The following is a 24,864-nucleotide window of genomic DNA, read 5'->3' as shown; positions in this document are numbered from 1 at the left end:
ACACCCCATGGCTGAGATCAAGAACTACACGCTGAACTTCGGTCCGCAGCATCCGGCCGCACACGGTGTGCTGCGTCTGGTGCTCGAACTCGACGGCGAAGTCATCCAGCGTGCCGACCCGCACATCGGCCTGCTGCACCGCGCGACCGAGAAGCTCGCCGAGACGCGCACCTACATCCAGTCGCTGCCCTACATGGACCGGCTGGATTACGTTTCGATGATGTGCAACGAGCACGCCTACTGCCTGGCCATCGAGAAGCTGCTGGGCATCGAGGTGCCCGAGCGCGCGCAGTACATCCGCGTGATGTTCTCCGAGATCACCCGCCTGCTGAACCACCTGATGTGGCTCGGCGCGCACGGCCTCGACTGCGGTGCGATGAACATGCTCATCTACTGCTTCCGCGAGCGTGAAGACCTGTTCGACATGTACGAGGCCGCCTCGGGCGCCCGCATGCACGCGGCCTACTTCCGCCCGGGCGGTGTCTACCGCGACCTGCCGGACTCGATGCCCCAGTACAAGGCCTCGAAGATCCGCAACGCACGTGCGCTCGCGCAGATGAACGAGAACCGCCAGGGCACGCTGCTCGACTTCATCGAGACTTTCGCGAACAACTTCCCGAAGCGTGTCGACGAATACGAGACCCTGCTCACCGACAACCGCATCTGGAAGCAGCGCACCGTCGGCATCGGTGTGGTGTCTCCCGAGCGTGCGTTGAACCTCGGCTTCACCGGCCCGATGCTGCGTGGCTCGGGCATCCAGTGGGACCTGCGCAAGAACCAGCCCTACGATGTCTATGACCGCATGGACTTCGACATCCCGCTGGGCAGCAATGGCGACACCTACGACCGCTACCTCGTGCGCGTGGAAGAGATGCGCCAGGCCAATCGCATCATCCAGCAGTGCGTGAAGTGGCTGAAGGCCAACCCCGGCCCGGTGATCACCGACAACCACAAGGTGGCGCCGCCGTCGCGCGTGGACATGAAGTCCAGCATGGAAGAGCTGATCCACCACTTCAAGCTCTTCACCGAAGGCTTCCACGTACCCGAGGGCGAGGTGTACTCCGCCGTCGAACACCCGAAGGGCGAGTTCGGCATCTACATCGTGAGCGACGGTGCCAACAAGCCCTATCGCTTGAAGATTCGTCCGCCCGGCTTCCCGCACCTCGCGGCGCTGGATGAGATGGCGCGCGGCCACATGATCGCCGACGCGGTCGCTGTGATCGGCACCATGGACATCGTGTTTGGAGAGATCGACCGGTGAGCGCCGCAACCGCAACCTTGAGCGAGGCCACGCGCGCTCGCTTCGACCGCGAGGTCGCCAAGTACCCCGCCGACCAGAAGCAGTCGGCGGTGATGGCCTGCCTCTCCATCCTCCAGCAGGAACAAGGCTACGTGTCGGCCGAGGGCGAACGCCTGATCGCCGACTACCTCGGCATGCCGCCCATCGCGGTGCACGAGGTGACGACCTTCTACAACATGTACAACCAGCAGCCGCTGGGCACCTTCAAGCTCAACGTCTGCACCAACCTGCCTTGCCAGTTGCGCAACGGGCAGGGCGCGCTCAACCACCTGTGCGAGAAGCTCGGTGTGGAAGAGGGTGGCACCACCGCCGACGGCATGTTCACCGTGCAGAAGAGCGAGTGCCTGGGCGCGTGTGCTGACGCGCCGGTGATGCTGGTCAACGACCGCCAGATGTGCAGCTTCATGGACGACCAGCGGCTCGACGCGCTGGTCGACACCCTGCGCGCCGGCGCCAAGAAGTGAGTTCGACCATGCAACCCCAGATCGACCTGTCGCAGTTCCAGGCCAAGGGCACCGAGACCTGCTTCCACGGCCGCCACATCGGCGCGCAGATCTATGACGGCCTTGACGGCAAGAACTGGTCGCTGAAGGACTACGAAGCGCGCGGCGGCTACCAGGCGCTGCGTCGCATCCTCGCCGGCGGCAACGGCCTCGAGCCCATGACACCTGAGCAGGTGATCGCGGAAGTGAAGACCTCCGGCCTGCGTGGCCGTGGCGGTGCGGGTTTCCCGACCGGCCTCAAGTGGAGCTTCATGCCCCGCATGTACCCGGGCGCGAAGTACCTGGTCTGCAATTCCGACGAGGGCGAGCCGGGCACCTGCAAGGACCGCGACATCCTCATGTTCAACCCGCACATCGTGATTGAGGGCATGGCCATTGCCGCCTTCGCGATGGGTATCGGCACTGGCTACAACTACATCCACGGCGAGATCTTCGAGGTGTACGAGCGCTTCGAGGCTGCACTCGAAGAAGCCCGCGCGGCCGGCTACCTCGGCAACAACATCTTCGGTTCGTCGTTCAGCTTCCAGCTGCACGCCGCGCACGGTTTCGGCGCCTACATCTGCGGTGAAGAAACCGCGTTGCTTGAGTCGCTCGAAGGCAAGAAGGGCCAGCCGCGCTTCAAGCCGCCGTTCCCGGCGAGCTATGGCCTCTACGGCAAGCCGACCACCATCAACAACACCGAGACCTTCGCGGCGGTGCCGTGGATCATCCGCAACGGTGGCCAGCAGTACCTCGAGATCGGGAAGCCCAACAACGGCGGCACCAAGATCTTCTCGGTGGTGGGCGACGTCAACCAGCCGGGCAACTTCGAAGTGCCGCTCGGCACGCCGTTCCCCAAGCTGCTCGAGCTGGCCGGCGGTGTGCGCAGCGGCCGCAAGCTCAAGGCGGTGATCCCCGGCGGCTCGTCGGCTCCGGTGCTGCCAGCGGCCATCATGAACGAGTGCACGATGGACTATGACTCCATCGCCAAGGCCGGTTCCATGCTCGGCTCGGGTGCCGTCATCGTGATGGACGACTCGCGCTGCATGGTCAAGAGCCTGCTGCGCCTCTCGTACTTCTACATGCACGAGAGCTGCGGCCAGTGCACGCCATGCCGAGAAGGCACGGGCTGGCTCTTCCGCATGGTCGAGCGCATCGCCAACGGCCAAGGCCGCATGGAAGACATCGACCTCTTGAACTCGGTGGCCGACAACATCCAGGGCCGCACCATCTGCGCGCTGGGCGATGCCGCCGCGATGCCGGTGCGCGCCATGATCAAGCACTTCCGCGATGAGTTCGTCCACCTCATCGAGCACAAGACCAGCGTGGTCCCGGCCTACGTCTGACGCGGGCCCCCAAGGCAACACGACATGATCGAAATCGAACTCGACGGGAAGAAGGTAGAGGTCGCCGAAGGCAGCATGGTGATGCATGCCGCTGACAAGGCCGGCACCTACATCCCGCACTTCTGCTATCACAAGAAGCTCTCCATCGCCGCCAACTGCCGCATGTGCCTGGTGGAAGTGGAGAAGGCTCCGAAGCCCATGCCCGCCTGCGCCACGCCGGTCACGCAGGGCATGATCGTGCGCACCAAGAGCGACAAGGCGATCAAGGCCCAGCAGGGCGTGATGGAGTTCCTGCTGATCAACCACCCGCTCGACTGCCCCATCTGCGACCAGGGCGGCGAGTGCCAGCTGCAAGACCTGGCGGTCGGTTACGGCGGCTCGTCGTCCCGCTACACCGAAGAGAAGCGCGTCGTCTTCCACAAGGAAGTCGGCCCGCTGCTCTCGATGGAAGAGATGAGCCGCTGCATCCACTGCACCCGCTGCGTGCGCTTCGGCCAGGAAGTGGCCGGCATCATGGAGCTGGGCATGGTGCACCGGGGTGAGCACTCCGAGATCACCACGATCACGGGTGACACCGTTGACTCCGAGCTGTCGGGCAACATGATCGACCTGTGCCCGGTCGGCGCGATCACCAGCAAGCCTTTCCGCTACAGCGCCCGCACCTGGGAGCTCTCGCGCCGCAAGAGCGTGAGCCCGCACGACGGCACCGGTGCCAACCTGATCGTGCAGGTGAAGAACCACAAGGTGCTGCGCGTCGTGCCGCTCGAGAACGAAGACGTCAACGAGTGCTGGCTGGCCGACCGTGATCGTTTCTCCTATGAAGCCGTCAACAGCGAAGAGCGCCTGACCGCCCCCATGCTCAAGCAGGGCGGCGAGTGGAAGACGGTCGACTGGACCACGGCGCTCGAATACGTGGCCAATGGCCTGAAGCAGATCAAGACGGATCACGGCGCCAAGGCCATCGGCGCGCTGGGCTCGGCCCACAGCACGACCGAAGAGCTGCACCTGCTGGCCAAGCTGGTGCGGGGGCTCGGCAGCGAGAACATCGACTACCGCCTGCGCCACGCTGACTTCTCGAATGTCGGTGGCGTGCGCTGGCTCGGCACCTCGATCGCTTCGCTCTCCACGCTGCAGAGCGCGCTTGTCGTGGGTTCGTTCCTGCGCAAAGACCACCCCCTCTTCGCCCAGCGCATTCGCCAGGCCGCACGCAAGGGCGCGAAGGTTTCGCGCCTCAACGCTGTCGCCGACGACTGGCTGATCCCGACCTCGAACGACCTCATCGTCGCTCCGAGCCTGTGGACGCAGGCGCTGGCCGAAGTGGCGAGCGCTGTCGCGGCCAGCAAGGGCGTCTCGGCGCCGGTGCAAACTGAAGCGACCGATGCGGCCAAGGCCATCGCGGGCGCGTTGCTGTCGGGTGAACGCAAGGCCGTGCTGCTCGGCAACGCGGCGGCGCAGCACCCGCAAGCCAGCCAGCTGCTGTCGCTCGCGCAATGGATCGGTGAGCAGACGGGTGCTTCGGTCGGCTACCTGACCGAAGCTGCCAACACCGTCGGCGCACAACTCGTCAACGCGCTGCCTGGCAACGGCGGCCTGAACGCTGGCCAGATGCTGTCGGAAGGCGGCCTCAAGGGCGTGCTGCTGCTCAACACCGAACCTGCCTACGACGCCGCGAACCCGGCCGCCGCACGCGACGCGCTGAACGGCGCCCAGATGGTGGTCGCGCTCACCTCGTTCAAGAACGCCGCCGTCGACAACGCCGACGTGCTGCTGCCCATCTCGCCCTTCACCGAGACCTCGGGCACCTTCGTCAACGCCGAAGGCCGTGTGCAGAGCTTCCACGGCGTGGTGCGCCCGCTCGGCGACACCCGCCCCGCGTGGAAGGTGCTGCGCGTGCTGGGCAACATGCTGGGCCTGAAGGGCTTCGAGTTCGAAACCTCGGAAGAGGTGCGGGCAGAAGCGCTGGGCGACCAAGCCACGATCGCGGGCCGGCTGAGCAACAAGGCCGCGGTGGCGACCTCGGCCGCCGCTGCGGCGTCGGCCGGCGTCGAGCGCATCGCCGACGTGCCGATCTACTGCACCGATTCGCTGGTGCGCCGCGCCACCTCGCTGCAACTCACGGCCGATGCGAAGCCGCCGGTGGCCGACATCCCGTCTGCCCTTTGGCTGCAACTGGGTCTGAGTGAAGGCGCTTCGGTGCGTGTCTCGCAAGGCAAGGCGCAAGCCGTGCTGCCCGCGCGCCTTGATGCCTCACTTGCGTCGACCGCCGTGCGCGTGCCGGCCGGCCACCCGTGCACCGCCTCGCTGGGCGCGATGTTCGGTGCCATCACCGTGGAGAAGGCTTGATCATGGTCGACCTGTTCAACCAGTTCACCCAAGCCTGGCCCAACACCTGGGCGGTGGCCTGGAGCCTGATCAAGATCATCGCGCTCGTCGCACCGCTGATGATCTGCGTCGCCTACCTGACGCTCTGGGAGCGCAAGGCCATCGGCTGGACACAGATCCGCCCCGGCCCCAACCGCGTGGGCCCGTGGGGCCTGCTGACCCCGATCGCCGATGCGGTGAAGCTGATCTTCAAGGAGATCATCCTTCCGACGGCGGCCAACAAGGGCCTCTTCCTGCTCGGCCCGATCATGACCATCATGCCGGCACTGGCCGCCTGGGCGGTCGTGCCCTTCGGTCCCGAGGTGGCGGTGTCGAACATCAACGCCGGCCTCTTGTTCCTGATGGCGATCACCTCGATGGAGGTCTATGGCGTCATCATCGCCGGCTGGGCTTCCAACTCGAAGTACGCCTTCCTCGGCGCGCTGCGCGCCTCGGCACAGATGGTCAGCTACGAAATCGCGATGGGCTTCGCGCTCGTCGTGGTGCTGATGGTGTCGGCCAGCCTCAACATGACCGACATCGTGCTCGGCCAGAACAAGGGCACGTTCGCGTCGATGGGGGTCAACTTCCTGTCGTGGAACTGGCTGCCGCTGCTGCCGATCTTCCTCGTCTACTTCATCTCGGGCCTGGCTGAAACCAACCGCCACCCGTTCGACGTGGTGGAAGGTGAGTCCGAGATCGTGGCCGGCCACATGATCGAGTACTCGGGCATGGCCTTCGCGATGTTCTTCCTGGCCGAGTACGCCAACATGATCCTGGTCTCGGCGCTGGCTGTGACCATGTTCCTCGGCGGCTGGCTCGCCCCGATCTCGTTCGCGGCCATCGGCATGCAGACGCCGGCGTGGATCGAAGCCACCTCCTGGTTCTGGGACTGGTTCTGGCTCTTCGGCAAGACCTTCGCGGTCGTGACCGTCTTCCTGTGGGTTCGCTCGACCTTCCCGCGCTATCGCTACGACCAGATCATGCGTCTGGGCTGGAAGATCTTCATCCCCGTCACGCTGGTCTGGCTGGTGGTCGTCGGCCTGTGGATCCAGTCGCCTTGGAACATCTGGAAGTAATCAGAGGGCAATGCCATGAGCGCTGTCGCATCCGTCAAGAACCTGTTTTCGAGCTTCCTGCTCGCCGAGCTCTTCAAGGGCATGGCCCTGACCGGCCGCCACTTCCTGTCGCGCACGATCACCGTGCAGTTCCCGGAAGAGAAGACCCCGCTGTCGCCGCGCTTCCGTGGCCTGCACGCGCTGCGCCGTTACGACAACGGCGAAGAGCGCTGCATCGCCTGCAAGCTGTGCGAAGCGGTGTGCCCGGCGCTGGCGATCACCATCGAGTCCGACGTGCGTGACGATGGTTCGCGCCGCACCACGCGCTACGACATCGACCTGACCAAGTGCATCTTCTGCGGCTTCTGCGAAGAGAGCTGCCCGGTCGACTCGATCGTCGAGACGCACATCTTCGAATACCACGGCGAGAAACGCGGTGACCTGTACTTCACCAAGGACATGCTGCTGGCCGTGGGCGACCGCTACGAAAAGGAAATCGCGGCCAACAAGGAGGCTGACGCGCGCTATCGCTGACCCTTCGATACCTCAGGGTAAGCGGTCGCAGTTTGCGCCGACATAAAACATGGATACATCCACCGCGCTCTTCTACGTTTTCTCAGCCGTGCTGCTGATCGCCGCGTTTCGCGTGATCACGGCCCGCAGCGCCGTGCACTCGGCGCTCTTCCTTGTGCTCGCCTTCTTCTCGGCCTCCTGCGTGTGGCTGCTGCTGCGCGCCGAGTTCCTGGCCATCTCGCTCGTGCTCGTCTACGTGGGTGCGGTGATGGTGCTGTTCCTCTTCGTGGTGATGATGTTGGACATCAACGTCGACGCGTTGCGGGTCGGCTTCTGGAAGCACTTCCCCGTTGCGGCCATCGTCGGCGTGGTGATCGTGCTGGAGATGGCGCTCGTGCTCATCCCGGGCTTCGACGTCGTCAATGCGCCGCCGGCCGATGCCAAGTCGATCGCGATGGGCAACACCAAGTTGCTCGGCATCGAGATATACACCAACTATCTCTACCCGCTGCAGATCGCGGCACTCGTGCTGCTCGTGGCCATCATCGCAGCGATCGCGCTCACGCTGCGCCAGCGCAAGGACAGCAAGGCGATCGACCCGTCGCAACAGGTCAAGGTGAAGAAGGCCGACCGCCTGCGCATCGTGAAGATGCAGCCGGTTGTCGAGCCGCCGCCTGCACCTCCCGCACCCCCGGCCGCGCCGGCTGGAGAGACCAAATGACAAGCCTCTTTGCCGGCCCCGTTGCACTCGGGCACTACCTCACGCTGGGCGCGATCCTCTTCGCGCTGTCGGTGATCGGGATCTTCCTGAACCGCAAGAACCTGATCGTGCTGCTGATGGCCATCGAGCTGATGCTGCTGGCGGTCAACCTCAACTTCGTGGCCTTCTCGCACTACCTGGGCGACATGGCGGGCCAGGTGTTCGTGTTCTTCATCCTCACCGTGGCCGCTGCCGAGTCGGCAATCGGCCTCGCGATCCTGGTGGTGCTGTTCCGCAACCGCTCGAACATCAACGTCGACGAACTCGACGCGCTGAAGGGCTGACGGCATGACGACCACCCTGAACCCGAACCTGCTGCTGGCAGTTCCCCTGGCACCGCTGGCCGGAGCCATCCTCGCGGGCTTCTTTGGCAAGCTCATCGGCCGCCGTGGTAGCCACGTCGCCACCATCCTCGGTGTGCTGGTGTCGTTCATCATCTCGGCCTTCGTGCTGAAAGATGTAATCGACGGTGCCCGCTTCAACGCCACTGTCTACGAGTGGATGGTGCTCGGCGGCCTGAAGATGGAAGTCGGTTTCCTGATCGACGGTCTGTCCGCCATGATGATGGTCGTCGTGACCTTCGTGTCGCTGATGGTGCACATCTACACCATCGGCTACATGGAAGAAGACCCGGGCTACCAGCGCTTCTTCTCGTACATCTCGCTCTTCACCTTCTCGATGTTGATGCTCGTGATGAGCAACAACTTCCTGCAGCTCTTCTTCGGCTGGGAAGCGGTTGGCCTGGTGTCGTACCTGCTGATCGGCTTCTGGTTCACCAAGCCGACGGCGATCTTCGCCAACATGAAGGCCTTCTTGGTGAACCGGGTCGGTGACTTCGGCTTCATCCTCGGCATCGGCCTGATCGTGGCCTATGCCGGCACGCTGAACTACAGCGAGACCTTCGCGAAGGCCGGCGAGCTCGCCAAGCTCACGTTCCCGGGCACGGAGTGGATGCTGATCACGGTCACCTGCATCTGCCTCTTCATCGGTGCGATGGGCAAGAGCGCGCAGTTCCCGCTGCACGTGTGGCTGCCCGATTCGATGGAAGGCCCGACGCCGATTTCGGCGCTGATCCACGCCGCGACGATGGTGACGGCCGGCATCTTCATGGTGGCGCGCATGTCGCCGCTCTTCGAGCTGTCGGACACCGCACTGAGCTTCATCCTCGTGATCGGTGCCATCACGGCGCTCTTCATGGGCTTCCTCGGCATCATCCAGAACGACATCAAGCGCGTCGTCGCGTACTCCACGCTCTCGCAGCTGGGTTACATGACGGTGGCACTGGGCGCCTCGGCCTACTCGGTCGCCGTCTTCCACCTGATGACGCACGCCTTCTTCAAGGCGCTGCTGTTCCTCGCCGCGGGCTCGGTGATCATCGGCATGCACCACGACCAGGACATCCGGAACATGGGCGGCCTGCGCAAGTACATGCCCATCACCTGGATCACCTCGCTGCTGGGCTCGCTGGCGCTGATCGGCACTCCGCTGTTCTCGGGCTTCTACTCGAAGGACAGCATCATCGAGGCGGTGCACGAGAGCCACCTGTGGGGCGCGCAGTTCGCCTACTTCGCGGTGGTGGCCGGCGTGTTCGTCACGGCCTTCTATTCCTTCCGGATGTATTTCCTCGTCTTCCACGGCAAGGAGCACTTCCACCACAAGCCGTTCCCCGGTGAGCACGACCACCACGACGACGAGCATGGCCACCATGAGCCGCACACGCCGCACGAGTCGCCCTGGGTGGTGTGGCTGCCACTGGCGCTGCTGGCCATCCCGTCGGTGGTCATCGGCTACCTGACGATCCAGCCGATGCTGTACGGCGAGTTCTTCAAGGATTCGATCTTTGTCGACCTCACCAAGCACCATGCGATGAAGGAGATGGCCGAGGCCTTCCATGGCGCGGGTGCGATGGCGCTGCACGGTCTGCAGACGGCGCCTTTCTGGCTGGCGCTCGCGGGCGTGGTCACGGCCTACGTCTTCTACATGGTCAAGCCCGAGATTCCGGCCGCGATCAAGGCGCGCACCGGCTTCATCAATCGCATCCTCGAAAACAAGTACTACTTCGACGCCTTCAACGAGAAGGTGCTGGCCGCGGGCGCACGCCTGCTCGGCACGGGCTTGTGGAAGGGCGGCGATGCCGGGCTGATCGACGGGGTGCTGATCAACGGCACGGCGCGCGGCGTGGGCGGCATCGCCTCGCTGGTGCGCGAGGTGCAGACCGGCCGCCTGTACTGGTATGCGCTGGTGATGATCCTCGGGGTGCTCGGTCTCATGACCTGGCAGTTGTGGCCCTACCTCAGCACAACGCTGGGGCGCTGATCGGGCACGGAGAACAAGAACATGGGTTTGATCAGTCTCGCCATCTGGCTGCCGATCGTCGCGGGCGTTTTGCTGCTTGCGCTCGGCCGCGACGAACACGCCAAGGCCGTGCGCTGGATGGCGCTCGTCGCCGCCATCGTCAGCTTCCTCGTCACCATCCCGTTGATCACGGGCTTCGACAACGGCACCGCGGCCATGCAGTTCCAGGAGAACTTCGCCTGGATCGAGCGCTTCCGCGTGCGCTACCACCTGGGCCTGGACGGCATCTCGGTGTGGTTCGTGCTGCTCACCGCCTTCATCACCATCATCGTAGTGATCGCCGCGTGGGAAGTAATCGATGAGCGAGTGAACCAGTACATGGGCGCGTTCCTGATCCTCTCGGGGATCATGATCGGGGTTTTCTCTGCGCTCGACGGCCTCTTGTTCTACGTGTTCTTCGAGGCCACGCTGATCCCGATGTACATCATCATCGGCGTGTGGGGCGGCCCGCGCCGGGTGTATGCGGCCTTCAAGTTCTTCCTCTATACGCTGGCCGGCTCGCTCTTGATGCTGATCGCGCTGATCTTCCTGTACTTCAAGTCGGGCAGCAGCTTCGAGATCCAGACCTGGCACAACGTGCCGCTCACCATGGGTGAGCAGACCTTGCTTTTCTTCGCCTTCTTCGCGGCCTTCGCGGTGAAGGTGCCAATGTGGCCGGTGCACACCTGGCTGCCCGACGCCCACGTCGAGGCGCCCACCGGCGGCTCGGTGGTGCTGGCCGCCATCATGCTGAAGCTCGGTGCCTATGGCTTCCTGCGCTTCTCGCTGCCGATCACGCCCGACGCCTCGCACAAGTGGACCTGGGTCATCGTGGCGCTGTCGCTGATCGCGGTGATCTACATCGGCCTCGTGGCGCTGGTGCAGCAGGACATGAAGAAGCTGGTGGCGTACTCGTCGATCGCCCACATGGGTTTCGTGACGCTGGGCTTTTTCATCTTCAGCGAGTTGGGCGTCTCGGGTGGCCTGATCCAGATGATCTCGCACGGCTTCGTGTCGGGGGCCATGTTCCTGTGCATCGGCGTGCTCTACGACCGTGTGCATTCGCGTGAGATCGCAAGCTACGGCGGCGTGGTCAATACCATGCCCAAGTTCACCGCCTTTGCGGTCTTCTTCGCCATGGCGAACTGCGGCTTGCCGGGTACCGGCGGGTTCGTCGGGGAGTGGATGGTGATCCTGGGCACCGTGAAGGCGAGCTTCTGGCTGGGTGCCTTGGCGGCGACGGCGCTGGTGTTCGGTGCGGCGTACAACCTCTGGATGGTCAAGCGGGTCTACTTCGGCCCGGTGGCCAACGACAACGTGCGCGCCCTGAAAGACATCAACGCCCGCGAATTCGCGATGCTGGCCGTGCTGGCCATCGCCACGCTCTGGATGGGCCTTTATCCGAAGCCTTTCACCGACACCATGCACGTGAGCGTGACCGAGCTGCTCAAGCACGTTGCTGTGTCCAAGCTGAACTGAGCCCGACAACATGAAAGACATGAACTGGTTGGCCGTCTATCCCGAGCTGGTGCTCCTGGTGATGGCCTGCGTGGTGGCGATGGTGGACCTGTGGGTCAAGCATCCGCGCCGCACGCCGACCTACCTGCTGACGCAAGCCACGCTGGCCGTGGTGGCCGTCATGCACTGGCTCTATTTCGACGGCGGCTTCACCATCTATGGCATGCAGCGCATGGTCGTCACCGACCCGCTGGGGCACCTGTTGGGTGTCTTCGCCGCCATCTCGGTGATGATCGCGCTCGCCTATGCCCGCCCGTATGCCGAGCACCGCGAGATCCTGAAGGGCGAGCTCTTCACGCTGAGCCTGTTCTCGCTCTTGGGCATCTCGATCATGCTCTCGGCGAACAACTTCCTCGTGGTGTACCTCGGCCTGGAGTTGATGTCGCTGTCGCTCTATGCGCTGACCGCGCTGCGCCGCGACCACACCGAGTCGACCGAAGCCGCGATGAAGTACTTCGTGCTGGGCGCGCTCGCCAGCGGCTTCCTGCTCTACGGCCTGTCGATGATGTACGGCGCCGCCGGCTCGCTCGACATCCCGAAGGTCTTCGAAGCCATCGCCACCGGCCAGATCAACAAGGCCGTGCTGGTGTTCGGCGTGGTGTTCATCGTGGCAGGCCTGGCCTTCAAGCTCGGTGCGGTGCCGTTCCACATGTGGATTCCCGACGTCTATCAAGGCGCGCCTACCGCGGTCACCTTGTTGATCGCCGGTGCTCCGAAGCTGGCTGCGTTCGCGATCACCTTCCGCCTGCTGGTCGAAGGCATGTCGGGCGTGGCGGCCGACTGGCAGCAGATGCTGATGTTCCTCGCCGTGGCGTCGCTAGTCGTCGGTAACCTCGCCGCCATCGCGCAGAGCAACTTGAAGCGCATGCTGGCCTACTCGACCATCGGTCAGATCGGTTTCATGCTGCTCGGCTTCACGCCGACGGTGGTGTCGAACAACACCTTCTCGGCGGCCAACGGCTACTCGTCGGCGCTCTTCTACCTGGTGAGCTACGTGCTGACCACGCTCGGCACCTTCGGCATCATCATGCTGCTGTCGCGCCGCGGCTTCGAAAGCGAAGAGATCGACGACTTCAAGGGCCTGGCCAAGCGCAGCCCCTGGTATGCCGCGGTGATGGCGATCTTCATGTTCTCGCTCGCCGGCATCCCGCCGACGGTGGGCTTCTACGCCAAGCTCGCCGTGCTGCAGGCGCTGGTCTCGACCAACGACCCGACCTTCATCACGCTGGCCATCGTGGCCGTCGTGCTGTCGCTCATCGGCGCGTTCTACTACCTGCGCCTCGTGAAGGTCATGTACTTCGACGAGCCGGCCGAGACGGCGCCCATCACCAGCACGGGCGACGTGCGGGTGCTGCTCTCGCTCAACGGTGCCGCCGTGCTGCTCTTCGGCTTGCTGCCGGGCGGGCTGATGATGGTCTGCGCCAACGCCGTGCTGCTCGCGCTCAAGACCTGAGCTCGCCATGAGCGACCGTCATCTGACCGAGGAGCGCATCAGCTCGCAGCAGGTCTACCGCGGTCACTTCCTCGACGTGCGTCGCGACGAGGTTCGCCTGCCCGACGGCAAGGTCGCGGCGCGCGAATACATCGTGCACCCCGGCGCGGTGATGATCGTGCCGCTGCTCGACGACGGGCGCCTGGTGGTCGAGCGGCAATACCGCTACCCCATGGGCCAGGTGATGCTCGAATTCCCGGCCGGCAAGCTCGATGCGGGCGAGCCGCCGCTGCGGTGTGCCATCCGCGAGTTGGCCGAGGAGACGGGCTACACCGCTCGGGAATGGGCGAGGGCGGGCATCCTGCACAACGCCATCGCCTACTCCAACGAAGGCATCGAAGTCTGGTTCGCCCGGGGCCTGCAGGCCGGCGAGCGGTCGCTCGATGCAGGGGAGTTTCTCGACGTCGGCATCGCGACCGTCGACGAGTTGGAGGCACAAGCTGTGCGCGGCGAGCTGACCGATGCCAAGACCTTGATCGGCCTCCTGTGGTTGCAGAATTGGCGCTCAGGCCGCTGGGCCTTGAGTTGGGGGCCTGCGGAGGCTGCATTCCCCCGCCCATAATGTGGGCATCATGAAGGTCCTGAACCTCCGCTGCGCCCACGACCACGCCTTCGAAGGCTGGTTCGCCTCCGAAGACGACTATCAATCCCAGAACGAGCGCGGGCTGATCGAATGCCCGATGTGCGGCGAAAAGGCCATCTCGAAGCTGCCGTCGGCGCCCCGCCTGAACGTCTCCGGCGCCCGCGAGCCGAGCGCGCCGGCCGCGGCTGACGCCTCAGGCGAGACGACCCAGGCGATGACGCTGCAGTCGATGTGGATGAAGGCCGTGCAGCACGTGATGGCGACGACGGTCGACGTCGGTGACAAGTTCGCCGAAGAGGCCCGCCGCATCCACTACGGCGAAACCGAAGAGCGAGCCATTCGCGGCAAGGCTTCGGCCGAAGACGCCCGGGCCCTGCAGGAAGAAGGCATCGAAGTCGTGGCCTTGCCGATCCCGGCTGCGGCCAAGGGCAAGCTTCAGTAGGCCGCTGCGGTGCAATCGGGCAGCGCGAGCTTGTCTTCCGCTGCTGCGGGCCGAGGGTTCTGCACGAGGCTGGCCGAGCGGCGGTAGACGAAGGCGGCATCCTTCAAGGCTGACACCACGGCCGTGCCCGAGCGGTCGAGCGTGAAGCACTCCCGCGGCCCGAGGATGATGTCGCGCGGGTCGCCGTCTTGCGTGACCCACAGTTCGCCGCTCTGGCACTCGATGCGCTCGCCGCGGCGGGCGCGCAGCTGGAAGGTCTGGCGCCGTTGCAGGCGGGTAACGGGAACGATGGCGACTTGCATGGTGAGCTCCTTCAGGTGGGGCCTGCATGCCTTGCCGTCATGTGATCGATCGGTGGATGCGGGCTTGTACTCAGTGTCGGCAGCCGACGGCTCCATGACAAACGATCGTTTGGCATCCATTGCATGCAGAATTGGAATGCGAGGTGATTCCCATGCGACGCTACCGACTGCCCCCGCTCGACCTCCTCGAAGCCTTCGAGGCTGCGGCCCGCCACCTGAGCTTCACGCGGGCGGCCGATGAACTGGCGCTGACCCAGTCCGCCGTCAGCCGGCAGATCGCGGCGCTTGAAGAAAGCCTCGGTGTGCCGCTCTTCCAGCGCATGCACCGTGCCTTGCGGCTCACGGAGGCGGGCGAGTTGTTCGCGCGTACCGCGACCGGTGTGCTGATGCAGTTGCAGGGGGCGACGGAGCAACTGCGCCACATTGAGCGCCAGAAGACGGTGGTCGTCACCACCACGCCGGGCTTTGCCGGCTTGTGGCTGATCCCGCGCCTGTCGTCGTTCACGGCCCGCCACCCCGGGGTGGATGTGCGCATCTCGGCCAGCTTCACCCTGGTGAAGCTCGAGCGCGAGGGTGTCGACATCGCCATCCGCTACTGCGCCAGTGCCGTCGCCGGCCCGCAGGCGGTGAAGCTCTTCGGCGAGGTGATGACGCCGGTGTGCAGCCCGGCCCTGCGGCGCACGCCGGGCAAGCCACTCAAGAAGCCCGAGGACCTGCGCCACCACACCTTGCTCTACACCGAGCAGTCGCACAGTGCGCCGCTGTATGACTGGTCGATGTGGCTGCGCGCGATGCAGCTCGACATCAAGCCCGCCGCTGCGCTGTACTTCTCCGACTATGACCAGATGGTGAGCGCCGCGCTGCGTGGGCAGGGCGTGGCGCTGGGCCGGCTGCCGTTGGTCGACCAGCTCGTGAAAGAGCGCAAGCTCGTCACCCCGTTCAGCCAGAGCGTGGCCTCACCGATGGGCTACCACCTGTTGCGTTCGGAGAGCTCGGTCGACAAACCCGAGGTCAGCGACTTCAGTGCCTGGCTGATGGAGGAAGCGGCGCGCTGATCGCCGCGCGGGTCACAACACCCGGCCCGGGTTCATCAGGCCCTGCGGATCGAGGGCGCGCTTGATGGCCCGCATCATCTGCAAGGCGACCGGCGACTTGCGGTGCGTGAGTTCCTCGCGCTTGAGCGCGCCCACCCCGTGCTCGGCCGAGATCGAGCCCCCATAGGCGGTCACCGCGTCGTAGACGATGGTGTTGACCGAAGGCTCGTGCAGCCGCAGGAATTCCGCCCCATCCACCCCCAGCGGCGCCTGCAGGTTGTAGTGCAGGTTGCCGTCGCCCAGGTGGCCGAAGTTGACCGATCGTGTGCCGGGGTGCGCCGCCTGCAGCGCGGCATCCGTCTTCGCCACGAACTCCGGGATGCTCGAGACCGGCAGCGAGATGTCGTGCTTGATGTTCGGCCCCTCCTCGGGCTGGGCGAGCGGGATCGACTCGCGCAGGTGCCACATGGCGCGCGATTGCTCGATGCTCTCGGCCACCGCGGCATCGGTGATCAGGCCCGCTTCCATCGCAGACTCGAGCAGCCCTTCGAAGAGGGCGCGTGCGTGCGCTTCGCTTTCGGTGTCCGACTGCTCCAGCAGCACCGTCCACTCCGCCTCGGGCAGGGGCTGGCGCAGCTGTGGGAAATGCTTGCGCACCAGCGACAGCGAGAAGCGGTTCATCACCTCGAAGCCGGTGAGCCCGGCGCCGAGCCGCGCCTGTGCCATCTGCAGCAGCGCCACCGCGTTTTGCAGCGAATCGAGCGAGGCCAGCGCCGTGGTGCGGGCCGCGGGCTGCGGGTAGAGCTTGAGCGTGGCCGCGGTGATGATGCCCAGCGTGCCTTCGCTGCCGATGAAAAGATCGCGCAGGTCGTAGCCCGTGTTGTCCTTGCGCAGGCCGACCAGGCCTTCCCACAGCTCGCCGTCGGCGTTCACCACTTCGAGGCCGAGGCACAGGTCTCGCGCATTGCCGTAGCGCAGCACCTGCGTACCGCCGGCGTTGGTGGCGAGGTTGCCGCCGATGGTGCAGCTGCCTTCGGCGGCGAGGCTCAGCGGGAACAGCAGCCCGCGCGCGGCGGCGGCCTGTTGCGCGGCCTGCAGGACGCAGCCGGCTTCGACCGTCATCGTGAGGTTGGCCTCGTCGATGGCGCGGACCTTGTTCATGCGCTGCAAGGTCAGCAGCACCTGCGTGCCGCTGCCGTCGGGCACCGAGCCGCCCACGAGGCCGGTGTTGCCGCCTTGCGGCACCAGGCCCGCACCGTGTCGTGCGCACAGCTTCACCACGGCCGCCACTTCGGTCGCATTGGCCGGCCGCACCACCGCGAGGGCCTTGCCACGGTAGCGGCGGCGCCAATCGAGCTCGTAGGCCGACAGGTCGCCGTCGACCATCACGTTGGCGGCGCCGACCACCGTGCGCAGGGCGTTGACGAGTGCAGTGCTCATGCCGTGGCCTCCTTCGCGCTGCGCAAGCGCCAGCGCACGTGCATCGCGCAAGCGGTGAAGAGCGCCAGGCACAGCAGCACCTCGGCGCCGGCCAGCCAGGCGCTGATGCCGCGGTCGCTGGTGGCGCGCACCACGCCTTCGGTGAAATAGAGCCACACCATCAGGCTCACCCAGCGGTAGGTGTACATGCGGTTGCGCCACAGCCCGGGGATCGGAATGAGCAAGGGCAGGGCCTTGATCGCGAGCGTGCCGCGGCCCACGGGCGCGAGCCACAGCTCCCAGGCGAGGCAGAGAACGAAGAGCGCGATCAGGCTGGCGAGCGCCAGCGCGCGGGTGCGTGCGACAAACGGCGGGATCGAAGCAGGCGCGGCGGCTTCGGCAGGCGCGGCAGAGGGAAGTGCAGAGGTCATCGCTGGCTATGATGCCGCAAATGAATGTCCCGACCGTCTTCAAGCAAAGCTTGCGAGCCCGTGCGAGCGAGTTGCTCGAGACGCTGCAGCACTGGCCTTGGCTCGACACCCTGCGCACGCTGCGCCAGCGTTTCCGCGAAGACCGCCTCGGGCTGACGGCCGGCAGCCTCACCTTCACCACGCTGATCTCGCTGGTGCCGCTGGTCACGGTGATGCTGGCGCTCTTCACCGCGTTCCCGATGTTCAGCCAGTTCCAGGTGTCGCTGCAGAAATACTTCCTGCAGGCACTGGTGCCCGACGCCATCGCACGCCCGGTGCTGGGTGCGCTGACGCAGTTCGCCAGCCAGGCAAACCGGCTCGGCACCTTCGGCCTCATCGTGCTCGTTCTCACCGCGCTCGCGCTCATGCTCACCATCGACCGCACGCTCAACGCCATCTGGCGTGTGCGCAAGTCGCGGCCCATGACGCAGCGCGTGCTGGTGTACTGGGCCGCCGTCACGCTGGGCCCGCTCGCATTGGGCGTCAGCCTGTCCATCACCTCGTACTTCATCTCGGCCAGCAAGGGTCTGGTGAGCGATGTGCCGGGCGTGGTGAGCGTGGTGCTCAACACCTTGCAGTTCGCCCTGCTGGCGGCCGGCATGGCGAGCCTCTTCCACTACGTGCCCAATACGCATGTGCAGTGGCGACATGCGCTGGCCGGCGGCATTTTCGTGGCGGTGGCGTTCGAGGTGGCCAAGCGCGGGCTGGCCTTCTACCTGGCGAGCGTGCCCACCTACCGCACGGTGTATGGCGCCTTTGCCACCGTGCCCATCCTGCTGATCTGGATCTACCTGGCGTGGGTGATCGTGCTGCTGGGCGCGGTGATCGCGGCCTATGCGCCGAGCCTGCAGATGCGGGTGGTGCGAAGGCCCTCGGTGCCCGGCTTCCGCTTCCTGCTCGCCGTGGGCATGTTGCAGGAGCTGCTGCTCGCGCGCCAGCTCAGCACGCATGGGCTGAGTGCGGCGCAACTCTCGGCCCGGCTGCGTACCGATCCGCTGCAGATCGAGCCTTTGCTCGACACGCTGGTGGCCATCGACTGGGTGGGCCGGCTCGACGAGGCCGGCAGTGCGCGCTACGTGCTGCTGTGCGACCCCGAGAGCACCCCGGCCCGGCCGCTGCTGGAGCAGGTGCTGCTCGACCCGGCGCCCGCAGTGCGGGCCTTCTGGGACCACGCGCGCTTTTCGGAGCTCAAGCTGAAGGACGTGCTCCAGGCATGAGACGGCCCGTCAAAGCGGGATGCGGCCGAGCCAGATGTCGCGGTACATCACCCAGTCGCCCATGAAGCTCCAGAGCGGGCGCTTGAACGAGGCTGGCTTGTTCTTCTCGAAGCCGAAGTGCCCGAGCCAGGCGAAGCCATAGCCGCACAGCAGGCCCAGCACGATGAACAGCGGCGCGGCGAGCGAGATCGCCGCCACCAGGCAGAGCAGGGCGAGGGTCGAACCCACGAAGTGCAGGCGCCGGCAGGTGCGGTTGCTGTGCTCGCTCAAGTAGAACGGGTAGAACTCATCGAAGCTCTTCATCGACTTCGGGTCCAGGGCGGCGGTGTTCATGGTGTACGGCTCAGGAATGAACTGATGCCATTCAACACCCCGTCGGGGGCTTCTCCCATCAGGGAATGTCCTGCGGGCAAGACCAGCCTGTCGGCCTTCAGCGCCAAGGCGAGCGCCTCGGCGGCCTTGGGCGGGGTCATCTGGTCGCTCGAGCCGAGGATGAGTCGCGTGGGGCATTGCACCGCGGCCGCCGCGTCCAGCCCGCGGGCATAGCCGTCACAGGCGAGAAAGTCCTGGTGGAACAGGTTACCGTGGCCTTGCGCCGCATAGGCCGCCTGCAGTCGCCGCATCAGCGCCCGGTTGCCACCGTGCAACCAGAAGCCGGGGGCGGGCGCTGAAGGCTTGGCCGCGAGGGTCGAATGCGAGAACGCGTTGACCATGTCGATGGCCTTCAGCGGCGTTTCCTCCGCGGTGGCGATGAGCGCGGGCGACACCTTCATCGGAAACGCCGTGCCCACCATCACCAGATGCGTGGCCCGCGCGCCGAGCTGGGCGGCGGCTTCGAGCGCGATCAGCGAGCCCATGCTGTGGCCCACGAGCGCGGCTCGCTCGACGCCGGCTGCCTGCAGCAGGGCCACGACCCATGCTGCCGCCGCTTCCACGCTGGCGGGCGCCGGCCCGTCGCTGCGGCCGTGGCCCGGCAGGTCGACCGCCAGCACGGCGTACCCGTGGTGCGCCAGCGAGCGCGACTGCAGGCCCCACATGCTGTGGTCGTGCATCGCGCCGTGGATGAAAACCACCACCGGCAGCGACGCGTCGAAGGGCTTGCCGCCCGTGTACGCATAGGCCTCGCGGCCTTGCACGGTGAGCTTCATGCGCCCGCCTTCTGCGCGGCCTTGAGCGCGCGCGAGAGGTCGTCGATCAGGTCGTCGGCGTCTTCCAGGCCGATCGACAGCCGGATCGTTCCCTGCGTGATGCCGGCCTGCGCGAGCGCCGCGTCGTCCATGCGGAAGTGCGTGGTCGAGGCGGGGTGGATGACGAGCGAGCGGCAGTCGCCCACGTTGGCGAGGTGCGAGAACACCTTCAGTGCCTCGATGAAGGCTTTGCCCTGCGCGCGGTTGCCCTTGAGGTCGAAGCTGAACACCGAGCCGCAGCCGCGCGGCAGCAGCTTCCTCGCGAGCAGGTGGTCGGGGTGCTCGGGCAGTTCGGAGTAGCCCACACGCGCCACCAGGGGGTGCGTGGCGAGAAACGCCACCACCTTGCGCGCATTCGCCACATGCCGCTCCATCCGCAGCGACAAGGTCTCGATGCCCTGCAGGATCAGCCACGCCGTGTGCGGGCTCATGCAGGAGCCGAAGTCGCGCAGGCCTTCGCGGCGCGCGCGCAGCAGGAAGGCGCCGACGGTGCTTTCCTCCGCGAACACCATGTTGTGAAAGCCCGCATACGGCGCTGCGAGTTCGGGGAAACGGCCGGAGGCCGACCAGTCGAAGCGACCGCTGTCCACCAGCACGCCGCCCACCACCGTGCCATGCCCGCTCAGGAATTTGGTGGCCGAGTGGTAGAGCAGGTCGGCACCAAAGTCGAAGGGTTTGATGAGGTAGGGCGAGGTGAGAGTCGAGTCCACAAGCAGCGGCAGGCCGCGTTCGTGCGCGATGTCGCTCACGCTCGGGATGTCGAGCACGTCGAGGCCAGGGTTGCCGAGCGTCTCGCCGAAGAGCAGCTTGGTGTTGGGCCGGATCGCGGCGCGCCATCCATCGAGGTCACCGGGCTTGACGAAGGTCGTCTCGATGCCGAAGCGCGCGAGCGTGTAGTGCAGCAGGTTGTGCGAGCCGCCGTAGAGCGCACTGCTCGACACGATGTGCGAGCCGGCGCCCGCGAGCGTCGCGATCGCAAGGTGCAGCGCGGCCTGGCCGCTCGCGGTGGCGATCGCGCCCGCGCCGCCTTCGAGCGCGGCCACACGCTCTTCGAACACCGCGGTGGTGGGGTTGGAGATGCGGCTGTAGACGTGCCCCGAGCGCTCCATGTTGAAGAGCGCGGCGGCGTGGTCGCTGCTCTCGAAGACGAAGCTCGTGCTCAGGTAGATGGGCAGCGCGCGTGCGCCGGTGGCCGGGTCGGGCGCTGCTCCGGCGTGCAGCGAGAGCGTGTCGAAACCGGGGTCGGAAGAGCCGGGCATGGGGTTCCCCTGGCAGAAATCGAGGGTGTTGCGCCCGGGCATTGTGGGCTATATTGGCCCGACACCTGCCACGGGAGAGACCCATGAAAGTTTCGGACATCCTGCGTGTCAAGGGCGGCACCCTGTACACGGTTTCGCCCGATCAGCCTCTCGGCGACGCGGCCAAGACCATGGCCGAATTCGACATCGGCTCGCTGGTCGTGATGGACCACGGCGACCTGGTGGGCATGCTCACCTTCCGCGAAGTGATCCTCGCCGTGGTCGGCAACGGTGGCACGGTCGGCAACAGTACCGTGCGTGGCGTGATGGACGACCACCCGCTCACCTGCACCCCCGAGACCGAGATCGACGAAGTGCGCCGCATGATGCTCGAGCGCCATGCGCGCTACATGCCGGTGGTGAGCCAGCGCACCCTGATGGGCGTGATCTCCTTCTACGACGTGGCCAAGGCGGTGGTCGACAGCCAGGACTTCGAGAACCGCATGCTCAAGGCCTACATCCGCGACTGGCCCGCGGCCGAAGACGCGCAGCCCCAGGCCCGGCTCTGAGCGCGTGCTCTGAGCGGCGGGCCCACGAGGGATAATCGCTGCCCATGAGCGGCAGCACCTTCGGCACACTTTTTCGCGTCACCAACTTCGGTGAATCCCACGGCCCGGCCATCGGCTGCGTGATCGACGGCTGCCCGCCGGGCATGGAACTGTCCGAAGCCGACATCCAGCCCGAGCTCGACCGCCGCCGCCCCGGCACCTCGCGCCACGTCACGCAGCGCAACGAGGCCGATGCGGTCGAGATCCTTTCAGGCGTGTTTGAGGGCAAGACCACCGGCACGCCCATCGCCCTGCTGATCCGCAACACCGACCAGCGCAGCAAGGACTACGGCAACATCCTGCAGACCTTCCGCCCGGGCCATGCCGACTACGCCTACTGGCACAAGTACGGCATCCGCGACCCGCGCGGCGGAGGCCGTTCCTCGGCGCGCCTCACGGCGCCGACCGTCGCGGCCGGCGCCGTGGCCCGCAAGTGGCTGCAGCAGAAATTCGGCACCACCTTCGTCGGCCACATGACGCAGCTGGGCGAGATCCCGGTGCCCTTCGAGTCGTTCGAGCACATCCCGAACAACCCCTTCTTCGCCGCCAACGCGAGCGACATCCCACGCCTCGAGGCCTACATGGACGAGCTGCGCAAGGCGGGCGACAGCTGCGGCGCCCGCATCGACGTGGCCGCGCGCAACGTGCCCGCGGGTCTGGGCGAGCCGCTCTACGATCGGCTCGATGCCGACATCGCCCACGCGATGATGGGCTTGAATGCGGTGAAGGGTGTCGAGATCGGTGCCGGCTTTGCCAGCATCGCGCAGCGTGGCACGGTGCATGGCGACGAGCTGTCGCCCGAGGGCTTCCGCAGCAACAACGCGGGCGGCGTGCTCGGCGGCATCTCGACAGGGCAGGACATCACCGTCTCCATCGCCATCAAGCCCACGAGCTCGATCCGCTCGCCGCGCCAGTCGATCGACCTGCAAGGCCAGCCGGCCACGGTCGAGACCTTCGGCCGCCACGACCCCTGCGTGGGCATCCGGGCCACGCCCATCGCCGAGGCGCTGCTGGCGCTGGTGCTGATGGACCACGCGCTGCGCCACCGCGCCCAGTGCGGCGATGTGCGCGTGGAGCCCGGCCCCATTCCCGGCTCGGTCGCTTGACCGCGATCAAGCGCGGATAAAGCCACGCTGCGGCGGGCTCGCCCGTACTCAAGTTCCGCACCGCTCCGGCCGAAACCCGATCTGAAACCGCCAAAAAGGGTGGGGACAGGGCGCCCGCGGCGCCACAACGAGGATCGGAATGAGTACCCAGTCGGACGCGCAGCACCACGCGGATGGATTCTTTCGGTACCACGGCGCCTGGGCGCCCGGCGTGCGCCTGTTCCGCCGCATGCAGTTCAGGGCCAAGGCGGCCATGGTCTCCGTCATGTTCCTCGTGCCCATCGCGGCCTTGGGCTGGAGCTTCTACAACGACAAGGCGGCGTCCATCGGCTTCTCGGCCAAGGAACGCCTGGGCATCGAATACATCCGTGAGCTGATGCCGGCGCTCAGGCTCGGCGTGCAACATCGCGCGGCGGTTGGCACGCCAGGCGCCGCTGAACTGGCCGGCAAGGTCGAGGCTCAGCTCAAACAGGTGGCCGCGGTCGAGCAGCGCCTGGGTGCGGAGCTCGGCACCGCGCCGCTCTATGCCAAGCTGGTCGACGCCCACAAGGCGGTGGCGGCCACTGCAGGCAAGAATGACGACGCTGCCTTCAACGCGCACACCCAGTTCGTGACGGCCCTGCTCGATGTGCTCGGCCAGGCCACCGACGGCTCCAACCTCATCCTCGACCCAGACCTCGACACCTACTACCTGATGGACCTGTCGACCACGCGGGTCCCGCAGCTGATCGAACTCGTGGCGCGCATGCAGGCCGCCGGTCTGCCGGCGCTCGACTCCGGCGCCACGCCGGCTGCGATGCGCGTGCTGGCCGACCGCATGCCCCTGGTCGAATTCCATGAAGACCAGACGAAGATCGGCCTGGCCAAGAGCACCGGCGCCACCGCCGAACTCACCGCCACGCTGAAGGCCGATGCGCCGATGAAGGATCTGCGCAGCTTCATCGAGCTGTCGCGTGCGTCGTTCTTCGGCGATGCGGTCAAGGGGGACAAGGCGGTGTTTGCGCAGGCCGCCGCCAAGGTGATCGATTCGCAAGTCGAGTTTTCGACCCGCCTGCTCGACGACCTCGACCGCCTCATCGCCAAGCGCGTGGCCGGCATGGCCCTGGTGCGCGACGTGACGACCGTGATCGTCGCCGTGGCGCTGGCGGCGGGCGTGTACCTCTTCTACAGCTTCTTCCTGGTGACGCAGGGCGGCTTGCGCGAGGTGCAGAAGCACCTCGAAGCCATGACGGCAGGCGACCTCACCACCCACCCTCAGCCGTGGGGGCGAGACGAGCAGGCACACCTGATGGTCACACTGGCGGAGATGCAGCACTCGCTGCGCACCATCGTGTCGCGCGTGCGGGGTTCGTCCGACCAGCTGGTGCAGGCGAGTGGCGAGATCGCGTCCGCCGCGATGGACCTGTCGTCTCGCACTGAGCAGACGGCCTCCAACCTGGAGGAGAGCGCGGCTTCGATGGAGCAGATCTCCTCGACCATCAAACACACCGCCGACAACGCGCACGAAGCGGCCAGCGTGGCCGTCAGCAACTCGGGCGTGGCGCAGCGCAGCGGCGAGGTGATCGGCCAGGTGGTGAGCACCATGCAGGAGATCCACGCCTCATCGAACAAAATCAGCGACATCATCGGTGTGATCGACGGCATCGCCTTCCAGACCAACATCCTCGCGCTCAACGCCGCGGTCGAGGCCGCCCGCGCCGGCGAGCAGGGGCGGGGCTTCGCGGTGGTGGCGAGCGAAGTGCGCAGCCTCGCGCAGCGCAGCGCGCAGGCCGCGAAGGAGATCAAGAGCCTCATCTCCGCCAGCGTGGAGCGTGTGGACACCGGCACGCGCGTGGTGCAGGGTGCCGGGGCCACGATGGATGAGCTGCTCGGCAGCGCACGCCGCATGAGCGACCTGCTGCACGAGATCTCGACGGCGGCCAAGGAAGAGAGCGCCGGCGTCACCCAGGTGGGTGCCGCCGTCCAGGAGCTCGACCGCATGACCCAGCAGAACGCCGCGCTCGTGGAGCAGACGGCTGCCGCGGCGTCGTCGCTGAAAGACCAGGCCACCGACCTCGCCGCCGAGGTGGCCAAGTTCCGCCTGCCCTGAGGCGG

At 66.2% G+C, this 24,864-nt stretch carries 24 protein-coding genes; 18 read left to right on the top strand and 6 right to left on the bottom strand.

What is annotated here, in order from left to right:
- Window positions 1–7 precede the first annotated feature (7 nt).
- The 13 genes from KF892_05995 to KF892_05935 are packed head-to-tail and all read left to right on the top strand — an operon-like array spanning window position 8 to window position 14,189.
- On the top strand, window positions 8–1,261 hold the full coding sequence (locus KF892_05995) for an NADH-quinone oxidoreductase subunit D (GenBank protein MBX3624545.1): 1,254 nt from the start codon (window positions 8–10) through the stop codon (window positions 1,259–1,261).
- Window positions 1,258–1,764, top strand: coding sequence for an NAD(P)H-dependent oxidoreductase subunit E (locus tag KF892_05990; protein MBX3624544.1), 507 nt, complete (start codon window positions 1,258–1,260; stop codon window positions 1,762–1,764). Before KF892_05995 ends, KF892_05990 begins: the two co-directional genes overlap by 4 nt.
- 8 nt (window positions 1,765–1,772) lie before the next feature.
- Window positions 1,773–3,128, top strand: a complete 1,356-nt coding sequence (gene nuoF, locus KF892_05985; protein MBX3624543.1) for an NADH-quinone oxidoreductase subunit NuoF — start codon at window positions 1,773–1,775, stop codon at window positions 3,126–3,128.
- 24 nt (window positions 3,129–3,152) lie between these two features.
- Window positions 3,153–5,471 (top strand): NADH-quinone oxidoreductase subunit NuoG, encoded by a 2,319-nt coding sequence (gene nuoG / locus KF892_05980; GenBank protein MBX3624542.1) that lies wholly within the window; start codon window positions 3,153–3,155, stop codon window positions 5,469–5,471.
- Window positions 5,472–5,473: 2 nt separating this feature from the next.
- Window positions 5,474–6,568: an NADH-quinone oxidoreductase subunit NuoH gene (nuoH, locus tag KF892_05975; GenBank protein MBX3624541.1), complete on the top strand. Its 1,095-nt coding sequence runs from the start codon at window positions 5,474–5,476 to the stop codon at window positions 6,566–6,568.
- Between the two features lie 15 nt (window positions 6,569–6,583).
- Window positions 6,584–7,081 carry an NADH-quinone oxidoreductase subunit NuoI gene (nuoI, locus tag KF892_05970; GenBank protein ID MBX3624540.1) on the top strand — a complete coding sequence of 166 codons (498 nt, stop codon included), beginning with the start codon at window positions 6,584–6,586 and terminating at the stop codon, window positions 7,079–7,081.
- Between the two features lie 49 nt (window positions 7,082–7,130).
- Window positions 7,131–7,781: an NADH-quinone oxidoreductase subunit J gene (locus KF892_05965; protein ID MBX3624539.1), complete on the top strand. Its 651-nt coding sequence runs from the start codon at window positions 7,131–7,133 to the stop codon at window positions 7,779–7,781.
- Entirely contained in the window at window positions 7,778–8,104 is a 327-nt protein-coding gene (gene nuoK / locus KF892_05960) for an NADH-quinone oxidoreductase subunit NuoK (GenBank protein ID MBX3624538.1), read from the top strand. Before KF892_05965 ends, nuoK begins: the two co-directional genes overlap by 4 nt.
- A 4-nt stretch (window positions 8,105–8,108) precedes the next feature.
- Window positions 8,109–10,136, top strand: coding sequence for an NADH-quinone oxidoreductase subunit L (gene nuoL, locus KF892_05955; protein MBX3624537.1), 2,028 nt, complete (start codon window positions 8,109–8,111; stop codon window positions 10,134–10,136).
- 21 nt (window positions 10,137–10,157) lie between these two features.
- Entirely contained in the window at window positions 10,158–11,633 is a 1,476-nt protein-coding gene (locus tag KF892_05950) for an NADH-quinone oxidoreductase subunit M (protein MBX3624536.1), read from the top strand.
- 10 nt (window positions 11,634–11,643) lie between these two features.
- Entirely contained in the window at window positions 11,644–13,125 is a 1,482-nt protein-coding gene (nuoN, locus tag KF892_05945) for an NADH-quinone oxidoreductase subunit NuoN (protein ID MBX3624535.1), read from the top strand.
- A 7-nt stretch (window positions 13,126–13,132) separates the two neighbouring features.
- Window positions 13,133–13,726, top strand: a complete 594-nt coding sequence (locus KF892_05940; GenBank protein MBX3624534.1) for an NUDIX hydrolase — start codon at window positions 13,133–13,135, stop codon at window positions 13,724–13,726.
- A 10-nt stretch (window positions 13,727–13,736) separates the two neighbouring features.
- Complete coding sequence (locus tag KF892_05935) at window positions 13,737–14,189, top strand: DUF1178 family protein (protein ID MBX3624533.1); 453 nt, start codon at window positions 13,737–13,739, stop codon at window positions 14,187–14,189.
- Here the strand turns inward: KF892_05935 and KF892_05930 are convergent.
- Window positions 14,183–14,491 carry a DUF2917 domain-containing protein gene (locus tag KF892_05930; GenBank protein ID MBX3624532.1) on the bottom strand — a complete coding sequence of 103 codons (309 nt, stop codon included), beginning with the start codon at window positions 14,489–14,491 and terminating at the stop codon, window positions 14,183–14,185. The two genes, KF892_05935 and KF892_05930, sit on opposite strands and share 7 nt — an antisense overlap.
- Window positions 14,492–14,643: 152 nt before the next feature.
- Here KF892_05930 and gcvA point away from each other — a divergent pair, with 152 nt between their 5' ends.
- Complete coding sequence (gene gcvA, locus KF892_05925; protein ID MBX3624531.1) at window positions 14,644–15,546, top strand: transcriptional regulator GcvA; 903 nt, start codon at window positions 14,644–14,646, stop codon at window positions 15,544–15,546.
- Between the two features lie 12 nt (window positions 15,547–15,558).
- Here the strand turns inward: gcvA and KF892_05920 are convergent, their stop codons facing one another.
- Together KF892_05920 and KF892_05915 are read right to left on the bottom strand one after the other, a co-directional pair.
- Window positions 15,559–16,965, bottom strand: coding sequence for an FAD-binding oxidoreductase (locus KF892_05920; GenBank protein MBX3624530.1), 1,407 nt, complete (start codon window positions 16,963–16,965; stop codon window positions 15,559–15,561).
- Window positions 16,962–17,375 (bottom strand): DUF2069 domain-containing protein, encoded by a 414-nt coding sequence (locus tag KF892_05915; GenBank protein ID MBX3624529.1) that lies wholly within the window; start codon window positions 17,373–17,375, stop codon window positions 16,962–16,964. Before KF892_05915 ends, KF892_05920 begins: the two co-directional genes overlap by 4 nt.
- Before the next feature lie 11 nt (window positions 17,376–17,386).
- Between KF892_05915 and KF892_05910 the strand changes: the two genes are divergently transcribed.
- On the top strand, window positions 17,387–18,631 hold the full coding sequence (locus tag KF892_05910; GenBank protein ID MBX3624528.1) for a YihY family inner membrane protein: 1,245 nt from the start codon (window positions 17,387–17,389) through the stop codon (window positions 18,629–18,631).
- A 9-nt stretch (window positions 18,632–18,640) separates the two neighbouring features.
- On the opposite strand, the gene KF892_05905 is transcribed toward KF892_05910, so the two are convergent.
- From KF892_05905 to KF892_05895, 3 genes are read right to left on the bottom strand one after another with little or no spacing between them, the layout of a single operon-like run.
- Window positions 18,641–18,964, bottom strand: a complete 324-nt coding sequence (locus tag KF892_05905; protein ID MBX3624527.1) for a DUF962 domain-containing protein — start codon at window positions 18,962–18,964, stop codon at window positions 18,641–18,643.
- Entirely contained in the window at window positions 18,961–19,779 is an 819-nt protein-coding gene (locus KF892_05900; GenBank protein MBX3624526.1) for an alpha/beta hydrolase, read from the bottom strand. The genes KF892_05905 and KF892_05900 overlap by 4 nt, the downstream gene beginning before the upstream one ends.
- Window positions 19,776–21,077 carry an O-acetylhomoserine aminocarboxypropyltransferase gene (locus KF892_05895; GenBank protein ID MBX3624525.1) on the bottom strand — a complete coding sequence of 434 codons (1,302 nt, stop codon included), beginning with the start codon at window positions 21,075–21,077 and terminating at the stop codon, window positions 19,776–19,778. The genes KF892_05900 and KF892_05895 overlap by 4 nt, the downstream gene beginning before the upstream one ends.
- Before the next feature lie 83 nt (window positions 21,078–21,160).
- On the opposite strand from KF892_05895, the gene KF892_05890 reads away from it, so the two are divergent.
- From KF892_05890 to KF892_05880, 3 genes are all read left to right on the top strand, one after another.
- Window positions 21,161–21,625, top strand: coding sequence for a CBS domain-containing protein (locus tag KF892_05890; protein MBX3624524.1), 465 nt, complete (start codon window positions 21,161–21,163; stop codon window positions 21,623–21,625).
- Between the two features lie 44 nt (window positions 21,626–21,669).
- Complete coding sequence (gene aroC / locus KF892_05885) at window positions 21,670–22,770, top strand: chorismate synthase (GenBank protein ID MBX3624523.1); 1,101 nt, start codon at window positions 21,670–21,672, stop codon at window positions 22,768–22,770.
- A 694-nt stretch (window positions 22,771–23,464) separates the two neighbouring features.
- Entirely contained in the window at window positions 23,465–24,859 is a 1,395-nt protein-coding gene (locus KF892_05880; GenBank protein ID MBX3624522.1) for a hypothetical protein, read from the top strand.
- Window positions 24,860–24,864 lie beyond the last annotated feature (5 nt).

Origin of the sequence: Rhizobacter sp. (assembly GCA_019635355.1) — a bacterium.
GTDB lineage: Bacteria > Pseudomonadota > Gammaproteobacteria > Burkholderiales > Burkholderiaceae_C > Rhizobacter.
This window is presented reverse-complemented; position numbering and strand designations above follow the sequence as displayed.